This is a genomic window from Tritonibacter multivorans (genome assembly GCF_001458415.1).
Lineage (GTDB): Bacteria > Pseudomonadota > Alphaproteobacteria > Rhodobacterales > Rhodobacteraceae > Epibacterium > Epibacterium multivorans.
This window is the reverse complement of sequence record NZ_CYSD01000039.1, coordinates 104,319-119,672: the sequence shown is the minus strand read 5'-3', so window position 1 is coordinate 119,672 and position 15,354 is coordinate 104,319. Positions and strand designations below refer to the sequence as shown.

Genomic DNA, 15,354 nt, shown 5'->3' with positions numbered 1-15,354 from the left:
ATGTTTCAATCCTTTGACGTCACCGCGCGCCCTGAGCAGGGGCCGGACCGGCTGGAGGCGCTCCGGTCAGAGCTGTCTCGCAAAGAGGTTGATGGATTTCTGGTTCCGCGTGCAGATGCCCATCAGGGCGAATATGTCGCCCCCCGCGACGAGCGCCTGTCCTGGCTCACCGGGTTCACCGGGTCTGCCGGCTTCTGCGCTGCGCTGCACGATATTGCAGGTGTTTTCATTGACGGCCGATACCGCACACAGGTGAAACAGCAAGTTGCCGATGTCTACACGCCTGTTTCCTGGCCCGAGGTCTCTCTGGCAGCCTGGTTGATCGAACAGCTGCCAAACGGGGGCTCTGTGGCCTATGACCCTTGGCTGCATCCCACCAAGGAAATCCGCGAGCTCACCGCCCGTCTCGCCCCGAAGGGCATCCTCCTGACGCAGACCGAGAACCTCGTCGATCGGGTTTGGACCGATCAGCCTGCAGCCCCTGCCAATCCGGTTTTCCCCCATCCCTTGGACTATGCCGGTGAAACCGCAGAGAGCAAGATCACCCGCCTTGCCGCAAGCCTGCGCGCAGCAGGCCAATCAGCGGCGATTGTCACCCTGCCAGACAACCTGATGTGGCTGCTCAATCTGCGCGGCAGCGACATTGCCCGTAATCCCGTGGCACATGGCTTTGCCATCCTGCATGCCGACGCGCGGGTCGATCTGTTTATGGATGCGAACAAGCTGGCGGGAATCACGCTGCCTGAGCCTGTGTCGCTGCATGCGCCCGAGACCTTTTTAGAAGCCGTTGCGGCGCTTACCGGCACGGTCGCCGTGGATGAGACCACCCTCCCCCAAGCCGTCGCTGACGCCTGCGCAGCCACGCTGGAACCTGCCGGGGACCCCTGCGCCCTGCCCAAGGCACGCAAAAACACGGCCGAAATCGAAGGCTCTGCCGCAGCGCATCTGCGCGACGGGGCGGCCGTGGTGGAAACGCTGGCGTGGCTCGATGCACAGCCCCCCGGCACGATCACTGAAATCGACGTGGTCAAACACCTCGAAGACCAGCGCCGTCAGGACAATGCCCTGCGCGACATCAGCTTTGAAACCATCTCTGGCACCGGACCAAATGGCGCGGTGATCCATTACCGCGTGACGGAGGAAACCAACCGCACCCTCGCCGCGGGCGATCTTCTGGTTCTGGACAGTGGTGCCCAATATCTGGACGGCACCACCGACATTACCCGCACACTGGCCGTCGGCACGCCCGGTGACGAAGAACGCGCCGCCTTCACCCGTGTCCTGCAAGGCATGATCGCCATATCGCGCCTGCGCTGGCCGCGTGGGCTGGCCGGGCGCGATATCGAAGCGATTGGACGGGTGCCGCTGTGGTCTGCGGGGCAGGACTTCAACCACGGGCTTGGCCATGGGGTTGGCGCCTACCTGAGCGTCCACGAAGGCCCACAGCGCCTGAGCCGGATGAGCCATGTGCCGCTGGAACCGGGTATGATCCTGTCAAACGAACCTGGGTACTATCGTGAAGGCGCGTTTGGTATTCGGATCGAGAACCTCATTGTTGTCACCCCGGCAGAAGCCCTGCCAACAAGTGACCAAGGTCGTGACATGTTGTCTTGGCGTACGCTCACATTCGTTCCGATTGACAGACGCCTGATTGATGCAGATAGTCTCTGCACCGCAGAAAAAGACTGGCTGAATGCCTATCACGCAGAGGTTCTGGAGAAGATTTTGCCGCAGCTGAGCGCTGGTGCGGCGGAATGGCTCAAGACCGCGTGCGCGCCGCTTTGATATACAATTGTTACACTCAGCAGGCACAAGCCGCTCAGAAATAAGAATTAGGGGATAAACATGACAAACATTCGCATTCGCAAGGTTGAAGGCACCTGGGTGGTCCGCTCTGGCGGCGCCGTTCTGGGCGAAAGCACCAATGCACTGGAACTGAGCGAAGGCGATCTGGCGCCGGTGATCTATTTCCCGCGCGGGGACATTGCCATGGCCTTCCTCGACCGATCCGAGAAAACCACCAGCTGCGCCAGCAAGGGCGACGCCACCTACTTCTCGATTGCCAATAAATCTTCGGTGACCGAAGACGCCGCCTGGAGCTATGAAGCACCGCTGGAGGCCGCTGCAGAGATCAAGGACTATATCGCGTTTGTCGAGAGCGCCAGCGTCAAGGTTGAGAAGGTCTGACCTGCGTTCCAACCCGTAAAAACACAAAAACCGGGCCCAGTGCCCGGTTTTTTGATGTGCGTGCGAATGGTCTTTGGAAACTGCCTGCGTCAGCGTGATTAAGCCAACTTAGCTGAACTTCGGGTCCAGAACATCGCGCAATGAACGGCGCAGTGCGTCGGCCTGACCATGGCGGTCCCGCCCCTGCGCACCAGACCCCATGTCTGCGACATAGTTGATCAATGCCTCGAGCGCGGCACGCTCGTTGGCCTGTGCATCGTCGCGGCCAAAGCCGTCTGTTGCCTGAGACATGGTATCCATTGCCTGCATTGTTCCGATCCGCCCGATCACTAAAGATTTTTATCTTTTGTTAGGAAATGTGAACAACGCGTGAGGTGCTCGCAACCGGTTATTAACGAATTAGTACAGGACAGATGGCGGCCATGCAGAAATGCCACAGGTTGTGCCTATTCAACCCACTTCCCAAGCGGTCAGCGGTGTTCTTCCGCAGCAACCGCCACCAATGCGCGGTTATATGCCTGCAGGCAATCCACATGGCGCAGCGCACCAAAAAGGTTTGACCCTGCCGCGCCATCGGGATTCGCACCTTCCGGCAGATGCGCGAGCACGGGAATCACATCCTCGCCACTGCGGTCAAAAACCGGGAGGGCGGCCTCTAGGCTGGCCGAGGCACAGACAGAAACCCCATTTTCGACCAGCTCTTCCAGACGCGCACGCAGATCATCGTCCAGCGTATGGGCTGCATGACACAGGGTGCCGACCTTGATGCTCGACAGAAGATAGGCTTGCGGGCCCGCCGCACAATGCAGGTTGCGCTTTTCAAGCTGCGTCAGAAAGAAGGATCGGTCCACCATACGGCTGGCCAGGGCGGTGGACATCGACACCGACACCATAACCGCCAAGCCGATCTGCCAGTCACCGGTCAGCTCGAACACAATCAAAGTGGTCGAAATCGGCGCGCCCAGAACTGCGGCGGCCACGGCGCCCATCCCGGTGAACGCATAAAGCGTCGGCGTCCCGGACACCTCCGGCAGGATCGAGGTGGCAATCAGGCCAAAAGCCAGCCCTGTCAACGCGCCGATCATCAGCGACGGGGAAAACACCCCGCCCCCCATGCGCCCGCCCATGGTCACCGCCACAGCCGCGGTTTTCACCATGACAAACAGGATCGCCTGCGAGGCCACCAGACCGCCGCTCAGCGCCAGAACCGTGGTCTCGTAGCCGACACCGATAATGTGCGGGAACCACACCGCCATAATGCCCAAGATCAGCCCCGCCCCCGCCGGGCGCAGCCAGCGCGGCAGGCCAATGGCCTCTTGCACCATGACACCCACCTTATCGGCGAAGAAGATCGACTTCATCAGCACCACGGCCACAACGCCGCAAATCAGACCCAGGATCAGGAACGCAGGCAATTCGACGTAGAATTGCAGCGCGCCTGGGGTTTCGAGGCTGAATTCGGTCACATCGCCATATTCCAGGCGGTTGATCACCGTACCTGCCACCGCTGCAATCACGATGGGGGCAAAAGCATTGACCGCAAAATGGCGCAGCACCACCTCCATCGCAAAAAGCGCGCCGGCAATGGGGGCGTTAAAGCTGGCAGACACAGCCGCTGCCACCGCACATCCCAGCAGATCGCGCGCAGTAATGCCGTCCGCCCGAATTCGGTCGCTGACCCAGCTTGAGACAACTGCGGCAAGGTGCACCACCGGCCCCTCCCGCCCCGAAGACCCACCAGTAGACAGGGTCAGGAAGGAGGCACAGGCAGAGGCCAGCCCTTCGCGGGTTTCCACCCGCCCATCCCGCAGCGCCGCGCCTTCGATCACATCAGATACCGAACGCACGCGCGCATCTTCGGTGAACCGGTGCAGGATTACCCCAACCACCAGCCCGCCCAGAACCGGGATGATCACCAGCATGTACCACGGCATGGTCGCAGCGAATGAATGCAGGTAATCGACGTCTTCGGCCCCATAGACCAAACCCTGCAACGCCGTGATGCCCTTACGGAAACTCAGCGCTGTGAAACCGGCGACAATCCCGATCAGCAATGCAATCAGCCAAAACTGAAACTGGCTGGGCCCGCGATGCTTGAGAACGGACCAACCGCTGTGTAGGGCGGATTTCCCTTGGGCGACTTGCGAATTAAGGGCCGATTTGATCTTGGGCGGCATCCAAGGGTCTCCGGGTCGAAGTCTGAAACTGCACGGGCATAAGCCCTGCGCAAAAATAACGTTTGAAGCCTTAGCAGGGCATTAAACCCTAGTCTTAAATGCCTCTTTTCCCGATCACTCGGCGAGAAGCAGGGATTTCGCTGCCGCGCGGGCTTCGGGGGTGATGCGATCACCTGACACCATTCGCGCAATTTCATCCACCCTATCGCCTTCGGCAAGGGGAACAACGCGCGACAGTGTGACACCCGCCTCTACAGACTTCTGCACCCGCCAGTGATGCGCGCCCTGCGCGGCCACCTGCGGCGAATGGGTTACCACCAGAACCTGACTGCCATCGGCCAGCGATTTCAGGCGACGGCCCACGGCGTCTGCGGTCGCCCCCCCAACCCCGCGGTCGATTTCGTCAAAAATCAGCGTTTTGGCGGTGTCATCCCCGCGCAGGCAGACCTTCAGCGCCAGAAGAAAACGGCTCAATTCACCGCCCGAAGCAATCTTGTTCAGCGGCCCCGCAGGCGCGCCCGGGTTGGTGGCGACGGTAAAGGCGACAGCATCGGTGCCGTCTGGCCCTGCGTCGCCTTCGCTCACCAGCGTTTCAAACACCGCGCGCTCCATCTTGAGCGGCGCAAGTTCAGCCATCACAGCCTGATCCAAGGCGGCTGCACTTTTGCACCGTTTGGCACGCAGCGCCTCTGCCGCTTTGGCATAGGCGGCCTCAGCTTCTTTCAGGGCCAGTTCTTTTTCCGCAAGGCTCTGATCGCCCGCATCCAGCGCCGCCAGTTTTTCGCGCAGGAACTCCGCGTAACCCGCCAGTTCATCCGGTTGCCGGTCGTGTTTGCGCGCCAAGGCTCGGATCGCAAACAGGCGTTCTTCGCAGGCTTCCAGATCCAGCGGGTTGTAATCCAGCGCAGAGAGGAAGGTTTCCACACCTTCCTGTGCTTCGCCCAATTCGATCATCGCCCGTGACAGGGCGGCCAACGGCGCATCGAGCCCTTCGGCCGCATCCCCTGCCACCGCCTCGAGCCAGCGTTGCGCTTCGCCCATCGCCTGCTCTGCACCTTCGGTCAGCAACCCATGTGCACGGGCAATATCGCCGCGGATGCGTTCTGCGGCCTGCATGTGCCGACGACGGCTATCAAGCGCTTCGTCTTCGCCATGTTCCGGGTTCAAATCATCCAGTTCGCGCACAGCGTGGCGCAGGAATCCCTCTTCCGCGCGCACGGCTTCCAGTGCCTCGCGAATGGCACTCACATCTTTGCGGGCGCTGGCCATTGCGGCCCAGGTGCTGCGAGTTTTGGCAAGCTCAGGCTCTGCTCCGGCGAAGGCATCCAGCATGGCGCGGTGGCCGCGTGGGTTCAAAAGACCCCGATCATCATGCTGGCCATGCAGCTCTAACAACGTGTCCGAGAGCGCGCGGAGCACGTCACCCGAACAGCGCCGGTCATTGACCCATGCGGTTTTGCGCCCCTCGGCCGTGTTGACCCGGCGCAGGATCAGCGTGTCGCCTCCCGGCAGCCCGGCCTCTGCCAAAATGGCATGGGCGGCGTGGCCTTCCGGCAGGTCAAATTCTGCGACCACTTCGCCCTGTGCAGCGCCCTGGCGCACAAGGTCGGCACGCCCGCGCCAGCCCAGAACAAAGCCCAGCGAGTCCAAAAGGATGGACTTACCCGCACCGGTTTCACCGGTCAGCACATTCAGACCCGACTGAAAGCTCAGCTCCAGATGGTCGATAATCAGAAGGTCGCGAATATCAAGCGCGCGCAGCATGGCCCCGCCCTAAGCTATTTGCCCCGGCCGAAGCCTCAGAGCCATTGTCCTTTGACCGACTGGCGGTAGATCGTGCTGAGCCAGTTGCCACCAAGATCGCGCGGCTTCAGCCCCTGCCCCGTCAACAGCTTGAAACTGTCTTCATACCAATCGGTAGAGCGGTAGTTGTGCCCCAGAATCGCGCCCGCGGTCTGCGCTTCGTCATTCAGACCCAGCGACAGATAGGCCTCCACCAGACGGTGCAGCGCCTCGGGGGTATGCGACGTGGTCTGGAAGTCCTCTACAACCACGCGGAAGCGGTTGATCGCCGCAGCATAATGCTGTCCGCGCAGATAGTAGCGGCCGATTTCCATCTCTTTGCCCGCCAGATGGTCAAAGGCAAGGTCGAACTTCAAGATCGCCGATGAGGCATATTCACTGTCAGGGTAGACTTCGATCACCGTGCGCAGCGCCTGCAGCGCCTGGAAAGTCAGCCCCTGATCCCGGCCAACCTCGTCGATCTGATCATAGTAGCTCAGCGCCAGCAGATACTGGGCATAAGCCGCATCTTCTTCCGCAGGGTAGAAATCAATGAAACGCTGTGCGGCTGCACGGCTGTTTTCATAATCACGCCCCTGATGGAAAGCATAGGCCTGCATAATCAGCGCCTGCTGTGCCCATTGCGAATAGGGGTAAAGACGCTCAATCTCGGAGAAGAAATAGGCCGCGTCCTCAGGACGATTGCGGGCCATCTCAAATTCGCCGCGTTCAAAAATCTGGTCGGGGGTAAAGACCTGAAGGTCCTCTGACCGCCGTTTCGCATCCCCGTCCGCACCGCCACATGCAGCGAGGGCCGCCATCAGGAAAACCACCCCAATGCCTTTGGCCGCTCTGTTGATGCCGATCATTCGTGCCTCACCTTCAAAGTTCCCCCTCGCCCCTGACATGGCCTGATTGGCAACCGCCGATCTCACCAGCCCGCCCCCGAAGGAGCGCTTAGGGCATATGGGCTCTGCTCGGGTCTAGCACATTCATTTGACGCGCAAAACGCCTTTCAGAGCCTCTCTGCTGCAATTGGCAGAGTTTCTGGGCGCGGGTCAAGATTGCAGTCGCAGCCTCTGGTTCAACTGGTGTTCAAAAGGCCGCAATCGACACAGAAAAGGAGCCACCGCAGTCCAGATGCGGGGCTCTTGTAGTCGTTTGATTGTCAGAGAAAACCGGAAAGCAAGAAGCGCCGATTACGCCGCTTGGCGCACCTGTTCGGGGATCTCGCTCCAGATCAGGCCCTGGCCCGGAAGGCGCGCAGTCATCACCGCGTCACAGACCACTTCGCGCACAGCACCCGGTTCCGCGAACAAGGCACGCAGCAGCGTATTGGTCAGCGAATGGCCGGATTTGTCGCCGATGTAGTGTCCAAAGATCGGACCACCTGCCAGCGCCAGATCCCCCAGCGCGTCCAACATCTTGTGACGCACGGGTTCATCGCTGTGACGCAGGCCCTGATCACCTGCCTGAACGACGGCGCCATCAAAGACCACGGCATTGCGGCCCGGCACGCCACCAAGCGCAAGCCCATTGGCCTGCATGTTTTCCACATCCACACGACGACAGAACGTGCGGCTGTCGCAAAGCTCGCGGGCAAAGGCCCCATTGCGCAGATCCAGTGTCCGGCTCTGCTGGCCGATCGCCTCTTCTGCGAAGTCGATATTAAAATCGATCTTCAGGCGATCACAGGGCAGCAGGGTCGCCTGTGCGCCATTTGCCTCAACCGTGACTGGCTTCAGAACCTCAAAAGCGCGCACCGGGGTCGACAAACGTTCGATACCAACCGCCATAATCTCGCGCAGGAAATCCGCAGAGGAGCCATCCATAATCGGCACTTCGGGGCCGTTGAGTTCGATCAGCGCGTTGTGCACGCCGCAGCCAGCCAGGGCCGCCATAATGTGTTCAACGGTGGAAACCGAAACACCTGCGGCATTGACCAGACGGGTGCACAGCGCGGTGCGTTCGACAAAATCCCAGCGGGCGGGGATCATGGTGTCCCCCAGGGCAATGTCTGTGCGCTTGAACCGGATGCCGTGATTAGCCGGAGCCGGATGCAGAACCATGCGAGCCGGTTTGCCGGAATGCAAACCAACGCCATCAAAGGAAACGGACGTTTTCAGTGTGTTCTGCACGGGGTGCCTCATTATGGTTGTTAACGGTCACGAAAACCGCTGGCATACACCTAAGCGCTCGGGCTCTAAGCCTCAATTCAATCTTTGTAACCGAATGAAACATGGATGTAACAGATGCGCAAAACATCGCCAATCCAGAGATAAACCCTTGTTCACAATAGCAAAAAGGGCCGCCAAAGGCGACCCTCTCATTTCAGCTTGTGAAACAAAACCGAGGATTTAGTTGGCCTGACGGCGCAGGAAGGCGGGGATTTCAATCCGCTCCTGATCTTCGTCATAGGTCTGCGGCGCTTGCTGCGGCTGTGCCGCCTGAACCGGCTGCATGCTGGGCTGCACACGTGTGGCGCGCGGCTGCGGGGCCGGGGCCGGTTGTTCAGCGGCTTGCTGACCCGTCATACGGTTGATCAGCGAATTCAGACCAAAGCGGCGCTGCTCCTGAGCTTCCTCGGCGGTTTGCTGAGGTTGCGCGGCAGGCTGCTGCGGCGCCGGAGCCTGGGCTTGGTGACGCTGCGCTGCCTGCTGCAGACGTACAATCGCTTCCGGAGACGGCGTGCCCGGCGCAGGCGCGCGCGGTGCGACAAATGTCTCTTCCGCCGCTTGCGGAGCCGGTGCTGGTGCCGCGGGTTGCGGTGCAGGCTGTTGCATCATGGGCTGCGGTGCAGGCTGTTGGGGTGCCGGCTGAGCGACGGGCTGCTGTGCGGCAGGCTGATAGGCCGGCGGCGGCAGACCATCGGTCTGAGTTTGATACGCGGCCGGAGCCTCGACCTGATCGGTGTCGAGGTTGTTAAACAGCGAAGGCTCTTCCTGTGCTGGTGCAGGCGCCGCTTCTGCGACAGCTGCGGCCGGAGCCGGTGCCGGAGCGGGTTCAGCGATCGGCTGGGACAGTTCCAACGGCTCTGCCTGCTTTTCCTCGACAGAAACGGTGGATTTCAGCGGCGCAGACATGGACCGGCGCGGGACCGGAATATCGCTCTGGACGTGGGACGCATCAATGCCGGTGGCCACAACAGACACGCGGATCTTGCCTTCCATGCCGGTGTCGAGGGTGGAACCAACGATGATGTTCGCGTCCGGGTCCACTTCTTCGCGAATGCGGTTGGCGGCTTCATCCAGTTCAAACAGGGTCAGGTCGTGGCTGCCGGTGATGTTGATCAGAACACCGTTGGCGCCGCGCAGGCTGATTTCGTCCAAGAGCGGGTTGGCAATGGCCTTCTCGGCGGCCTGAATGGCGCGATCTTCGCCTTCGGCTTCACCGGTGCCCATCATTGCCTTGCCCATCTCGTCCATCACGGCGCGCACATCCGCAAAGTCGAGGTTGATCAGGCCGGGACGGACCATCAGGTCGGTCACACCTTTGACACCTTGGTACAGAACGTCATCCGCCATGGAGAACGCCTCGGTAAAGGTGGTCTTTTCATTGGCCAGACGGAACAGGTTCTGGTTCGGGATAATGATCAGCGTGTCCACGACCTTCTGCAGGGCTTCGACACCCTCTTCGGCCTGGCGCATGCGCTTGTTGCCTTCGAACTGGAACGGCTTGGTGACAACACCAACCGTCAGAACACCCAGCTCGCGTGCGGCCTGCGCGATGATCGGCGCCGCACCGGTGCCGGTGCCACCGCCCATACCAGCGGTGATAAAGCACATATGTGCCCCCGCCAGATGGTCAACGATCTGTTCGATGCTTTCTTCGGCTGCGGCAGAGCCCACGGCAGGACGCGCACCCGCGCCCAGACCTTCGGTGACTTTCACACCCAGCTGGACGCGGCTTTGGGCTGCGTTCTGCTGCAGAGCTTGCGCGTCGGTGTTCGCAACGACGAACTCCACACCTTCAAGCTGTTTGGCGATCATGTTGTTGACGGCATTACCGCCTGCCCCACCAACGCCAAAGACCGTGATCTTCGGCTTCAGTTCGTCATTATCGGGCATCGAAAGGTTCAAAGCCATGCTCTTTCCGCCTGTGTTTTTAGCCCTCCCGCAAGGGCATCGATTAACAAAATATTGCTACAATCCTACCGCGCGAGACGAGTTTCGTCATCCCCAAAAGCGCAGCGAGACACAAAATATGCCCATTCTAAGGCGGAATGCACGCCGCATCTCGCAGGATCGGCGAAATCTAGCGTAAGTTGAGCAGACTACACCAATTCAGGCAACGCATGCTCGCGCGGCAAATCGCTCACGCAAGGGCACTGACTGTTAAGTTCGGAGACTGCTCAGCCTCGCGGGCACCGATTTTTCGGTGCGGTTTGTGTCTTGTTAACCCCTGCAGCCCTGATTGTCACGGGGCTTCACGCCGAGGTGATTCATTTTTGCGACAGTCAGGTCAGGCGCCCGGGTCACAGATCTATCTGCTCACCAATTGTCGCGAAACCAGCGCACAGCGCGACGGAACGAACTGGACGATTGACGATCCACGGGCGCCTCAAAATCCCACCACTCATCCTGCGGATGTGCAGCAAACAGGCTTAGACCCACAGCAGACGCAAAGCCCGGACCGGTCACCGATTGCGGCAGACCATGCACGCGCATTGGCCGGCCCAAACGCACTTGCTGGCCCAAAATGCGCGCTGCCAACCCGTCCAGCCCAAGGATCTGACTGGACCCGCCTGTCAGTACGATCTGCTGGCTCGGCAGGCTGTCAAAGCCCGCAGCATCCAGACGCACGCGCACCTCTTCGAGGATTTCTTCGACACGCGGGCGCATAATCCCGATCAACTCAGCGCGGCTGACCGCGCGTCGATCATGCTCCCAATCCCCGGTGTCGCCCCCAATGTCGATGAAGTCGCGGTCATCCGCGCCAGTCGCCTGTACGCCACCGCTCATGGTTTTGATCCGTTCGGCCACCGCCTGCGGCACCCCAAGCCCCATAGAGATATCAGAGGTGATGTGATCGCCGCCCATACGCACAGCGTCGGCGTAGATCATGTGCTTTTTCATAAAAATTGAGATGCTGGTGGTGCCGCCGCCCATGTCGACACAGGCCGCACCCAGTTCCTGTTCATCCTCGACCAGCGCGGAAATCCCGGCCGCATAGGCCGAGGATGCAATCCCCGCCAGTTCCAGATCGCAGCGCTGAATGCAGCGGACCAGATTTTGCACAGACACCGCATCCACGGTCAGCATGTGCATGTCCACCGCCAGCTCTTGCCCCATCTGCCCCCGCGGATCCGCCAGACCAGAGCGCCCATCAAGGGCAAAGTTCACAGGCTGCGCATGCAACACTTCGCGATCCGCGCCATATTCCGGCACTTCGCAGGCCGCCAGCACGCGGGCGATTTCGTTTTCGGTAACTTCCTGCGTTTCCAGTTCCACCTGCGCATCAAGACCGTAAGACCGCGGATGCGCCCCTGCAAAACAGGCGATCACGTGATCGACGCGCACCTCGGACATTTTCTGCGCCGACTGCACCACCGTGCGAATGGCACGTTCGGTTTCCTGCATGGCAGAGATTTCACCAAAACGCACCCCGCGCGACCGCGTGGTCGCGGCACCAATCACCCGGAACCCGGACTGCCCCGCCAGCGAGCCAATAGAGTTGTCCTCGCTCAGCCGCCCCGCCCCGTCAAACCGCAGAACCAGACAGCAGATCTTTGAACTGCCAATATCCAGAATTGCCACCACACCGCGTTGCAGGGCCTGCTTGCGCATCTGCCGCATGGCACGTTGGGACTGATACAGATCCGTCATCTTGAAAAACCACTCGAATTCAATTCTTTAATTCGCCACCAATCGGTGAGGGCGGCGTCACTCATGCGCACGGTCATGCGCGAAGCCAGACGCATATCGACCACAGCGACATCGCGTTCCAGCAAATCCTTGACCTGATCTACGGCCAGCATGCGCTCGAGCGCCGCAACAGGTGCCTCTTCCGGCAGCATCACGCGCTGTCCGCGATCCAGCACCACATCCCAGCGACGCTCCCCCACACGGACCAAACCGCGCAGGCGCTTGCCCAGAGGCCGCGCCGCACGCATCAGCCGCAGCGCTTCGGGCACCACGCTGTCCGCCCCGGCGCCCGCCACCAGCGGCAAGTTCGGATGCAGACCACGGTGGCCCAGTTCGGCAACGTGAATGCCACTGTCATCCAAAAGCTCCAGCCCTTCACGGGTGCGCCAGACAACCGCAGGCGTGCGTTCTTCGACATCGACCTGCAGAATGCCGCCCGGACGAATGCGCACGGCCGCGGTTTTCACGGGATCCAGATCCACAATCCGGTCCCGCAGGGCTTCAAGGTTCAGATCAAAGGAACTGATCGGAAGATCAAGGCTCAGCACATCGCGAATGTCGGCGGCAACAGTCTTATCCGCCCCATCAATGGCCATGACATTGACCATAAACTCTGGGCGCTGTTCAAAATCGTCGCGCAAAGCCTGAAACTGGGCCACAACCGCGTCGCGACGGGTCTGATCGGCAAAATAGCCACCAATTCCGGTAAGAACGGCAACGAGTGGCAAACCATAGCGCAGCCCCGAGCGCACACCGGGTGTCAGCATCCAGCGCTGCAGGCGATACTTCAGGCGCGACGGCGCCGGATCCGCGCGTCCTTTGGCGGGCATCTCGGCCTTGGGGGATCGTCTCAGCGCTCGCATGAGGCATCCTCAACCATCCAGGCGCAGAGCTGGCCAAAGGTCATCCCAGAATGTTCCGCCTGTTCGGGCACAAGCGAAGTGGGCGTCATGCCGGGCTGGGTGTTGACCTCAAGAATGATCAACCCGTCGAGACCACGGGTTTCGTCCCAGCGGAAATCGGTGCGCGATACGCCGCGACACCCCAGCGCGTTATGCGCCCGCAGTGCGTAGTCCAAACAGATGGCGGTAATCTCTTCGGGCAGATCCGCCGGGATCACATGGCGCGATCCGCCGGCGGCGTATTTCGCGTCATAATCATACCAGCCGTCGGTGATAATATCGGTCACCAGCAAGGCGCGGTCACCCACCACGGTGGTGGTCAGCTCGCGGCCGGGCGCATAGGTTTCCACCATCACCTGCGCAGGCATATTGTCGGACAGGGTTGGCGGCGAATTTGCCCCCTCCTGCACAATATAGATCCCTACGCTGGAGCCTTCATTATTGGGTTTCACCACGTAAGGCGGTGCCATGACGTGATCCGCTTGGGCGTCTTCCTTGGTGACAATTCGGCTTTCACAGACCGGCAGCCCAGCGGCACGGAACGCCACCTTGGAGCGTTCTTTGTCCATCGCAAGGGCCGAGGCCAGCACGCCGGAATGGGTATAGGGGATGCGCAGCCATTCCAGAATACCCTGCACGCAGCCATCTTCGCCCCAGCGGCCATGCAGCGCATTGAACACGACATCGGGTTTGATTTCGCCCAGGCGGTCCACAAGGTCAGCGCCAGCATCAAGCTCCACAACCTCGTATCCTTCGCCCCGAAGTGCTTCGGCGCAGCCGCGCCCGGTCGACAGGGAAACCTCGCGCTCAGCAGAGGGACCTCCCATCAAAACCACAACCTTCAGGGGTGACTTGCTCGATGCACCCACGATCACTGCCTCAAATCCCGCGGACCTTATGGCCCTGTGTTTTCCCGAGGGTCTTTGCGCCCTCATATGGGCCCAAAAACGGCCCCTCACCTCTTACGGCACCTGTGATGCCAATGACGCAAGCGCGTCATTAACGCTTCGGGACAGTACCGCCACAATGGTTAATGCGGCGTTAACAAAGACTTAACCCATTTACCAAAGACGCTAAAAAAATGCGCCATATCGGGCTGCGACCCTCAGGACGCGCTGCTCGGCAAGTCCCTGAAAATCAGCAATGTTTTGAATTAGTCTGCCAGCGCTTTCCCGATGCGCTTGATTTCCCACTCTAGCCAGATGCCAGAGTTGTCGTAAACCTTTTTTCGCACCAATTCGCCAAGCCCTTCCAGATCTGCGGCGGTTGCGCCACCCGCATTGATCAGAAAGTTCGAATGCATCTCGCTCATCTGCGCACCGCCAAGGGTTGCGCCGCGCATGCCAGCGTCATCAATGACCTTCCAGGCCTTCAGATCCATCACATCATCCGCCTGGCCGGTCGATGAAAACCCGGCCGGGTTGCGGAAGGTGGATCCGGCCGACCGGTCTTTGGTGGGCTGCGAGGAATCACGCTTGGCGATCTGGTCCGTCATCCGGGCATGCAGCGCCTCGGGCGCGCCCGCGTCAGCCTTGAAGGTGGCGGCCACCAATACCGCCCCGTCAGGCAGATCACTTTGGCGGTATTGGAAGTTCAGATCGTCAGCGGTGACTTCACGCAAGCTCCCATCGCGCAGGACAACCGTGGCCGACACAAAGACGTCCGCGACATAGGATCCATAGCAGCCCGCATTCATCCGCACCGCGCCACCGATAGATCCGGGAATGGTGCGCAAAAAGGTCAGATCCAGCCCCGCATCCGCCGCCTTACGGGCCACATGCGCGTCCAGTGCTGCCGCCCCGGCAGTTACAGTGTCACCTTCAAATTCAATCCCGTTAAAGCCGCGCCCCAGCCGGATCACAACACCGGGCAGACCGCCGTCGCGCACGATCAGGTTCGACCCCACGCCCATTGGAAAGACCGGCACCGCGTCGGGCAGTTGCCGCAGGAAGGCCTGCAGATCCTCAAGGTCTGCGGGCTGAAACAGCAGCTCTGCCGGACCGCCCACGCGCAGCCATGTCAGATCGGCCAGCGCCCGCCCTTCGGTGAGCCTGCCGCGAATGTCAGTCAAAGCATCAAGAAGATCGGCAGTGTGCATGGTGAAGTCAGCCCTGTCAGAGAAAGAATGCGCGCCGTTCGCATAGCGCATTTACGCCTGCGCCCGCAATGTGGCTCAGGTTTCGCGGATTGTGCTGACCCAGCGCCACAGAAAGATCACCGGCCAGCGCAGCACAGACATGCCGGCAATCAGGATCGCCAACCCCCACCAGGGGCCATTTTCATATGTCACATAGCCCAGCAGCGGAATGCCCAGCGCAATCAGCACATAGGCCCGCGTCCAGTGGTTGTCGCGACTGGGCAACAACGCCAGAACATTGGCGGCAATGGCCCAGACACAGGCCAAGGTCAAAGAGAGGGTCATGGGCGACCCTCCATCCGGAT

At 60.6% G+C, this 15,354-nt stretch carries 13 protein-coding genes; 2 read left to right on the top strand and 11 right to left on the bottom strand.

The annotated features are described in order from the left end of the window. Positions 1–1,785, top strand: coding sequence for an aminopeptidase P family protein (locus tag TRM7557_RS14025; RefSeq protein ID WP_058290852.1), 1,785 nt, complete (start codon positions 1–3; stop codon positions 1,783–1,785). Positions 1,786–1,845: 60 nt separating this feature from the next. Beyond that, complete coding sequence (locus tag TRM7557_RS14020) at positions 1,846–2,187, top strand: DUF427 domain-containing protein (protein WP_058290851.1); 342 nt, start codon at positions 1,846–1,848, stop codon at positions 2,185–2,187. 108 nt (positions 2,188–2,295) lie between these two features. On the opposite strand, the gene TRM7557_RS14015 is transcribed toward TRM7557_RS14020, so the two are convergent. The 11 genes from TRM7557_RS14015 to TRM7557_RS13965 all read right to left on the bottom strand — a co-directional run bounded on the left by TRM7557_RS14015 (position 2,296) and on the right by TRM7557_RS13965 (position 15,334). Further along, positions 2,296–2,487: a hypothetical protein gene (locus tag TRM7557_RS14015; RefSeq protein ID WP_165592464.1), complete on the bottom strand. Its 192-nt coding sequence runs from the start codon at positions 2,485–2,487 to the stop codon at positions 2,296–2,298. 170 nt (positions 2,488–2,657) lie between these two features. Further along, the gene (locus TRM7557_RS14010; RefSeq protein ID WP_058290849.1) at positions 2,658–4,364 is read right to left on the bottom strand and encodes a chloride channel protein; all 1,707 of its coding nucleotides are present in this window, start codon (positions 4,362–4,364) and stop codon (positions 2,658–2,660) included. A gap of 114 nt (positions 4,365–4,478) precedes the next feature. Next, complete coding sequence (gene recN, locus TRM7557_RS14005; RefSeq protein ID WP_058290848.1) at positions 4,479–6,128, bottom strand: DNA repair protein RecN; 1,650 nt, start codon at positions 6,126–6,128, stop codon at positions 4,479–4,481. A 35-nt stretch (positions 6,129–6,163) separates the two neighbouring features. After that, a complete protein-coding gene (locus TRM7557_RS14000; RefSeq protein ID WP_058290847.1) occupies positions 6,164–7,015 on the bottom strand; it encodes an outer membrane protein assembly factor BamD in 852 nt (283 codons plus the stop codon). Between the two features lie 330 nt (positions 7,016–7,345). After that, positions 7,346–8,296 (bottom strand): UDP-3-O-acyl-N-acetylglucosamine deacetylase, encoded by a 951-nt coding sequence (gene lpxC / locus TRM7557_RS13995; protein ID WP_058290846.1) that lies wholly within the window; start codon positions 8,294–8,296, stop codon positions 7,346–7,348. A 207-nt stretch (positions 8,297–8,503) separates the two neighbouring features. Then, positions 8,504–10,231 (bottom strand): cell division protein FtsZ, encoded by a 1,728-nt coding sequence (gene ftsZ, locus TRM7557_RS13990; RefSeq protein WP_058290845.1) that lies wholly within the window; start codon positions 10,229–10,231, stop codon positions 8,504–8,506. A gap of 405 nt (positions 10,232–10,636) precedes the next feature. After that, entirely contained in the window at positions 10,637–11,971 is a 1,335-nt protein-coding gene (gene ftsA, locus TRM7557_RS13985; RefSeq protein WP_058290844.1) for a cell division protein FtsA, read from the bottom strand. After that, positions 11,968–12,873: a cell division protein FtsQ/DivIB gene (locus TRM7557_RS13980; protein WP_058290843.1), complete on the bottom strand. Its 906-nt coding sequence runs from the start codon at positions 12,871–12,873 to the stop codon at positions 11,968–11,970. Before TRM7557_RS13980 ends, ftsA begins: the two co-directional genes overlap by 4 nt. Beyond that, on the bottom strand, positions 12,861–13,781 hold the full coding sequence (locus tag TRM7557_RS13975) for a D-alanine--D-alanine ligase (protein ID WP_074941918.1): 921 nt from the start codon (positions 13,779–13,781) through the stop codon (positions 12,861–12,863). The genes TRM7557_RS13980 and TRM7557_RS13975 overlap by 13 nt, the downstream gene beginning before the upstream one ends. Positions 13,782–14,065: 284 nt before the next feature. Next, the gene (murB, locus tag TRM7557_RS13970; protein ID WP_058291055.1) at positions 14,066–15,010 is read right to left on the bottom strand and encodes a UDP-N-acetylmuramate dehydrogenase; all 945 of its coding nucleotides are present in this window, start codon (positions 15,008–15,010) and stop codon (positions 14,066–14,068) included. Positions 15,011–15,085: 75 nt separating this feature from the next. Then, entirely contained in the window at positions 15,086–15,334 is a 249-nt protein-coding gene (locus tag TRM7557_RS13965; protein WP_058290841.1) for a DUF2484 family protein, read from the bottom strand. Positions 15,335–15,354: the final 20 nt, after the last annotated feature.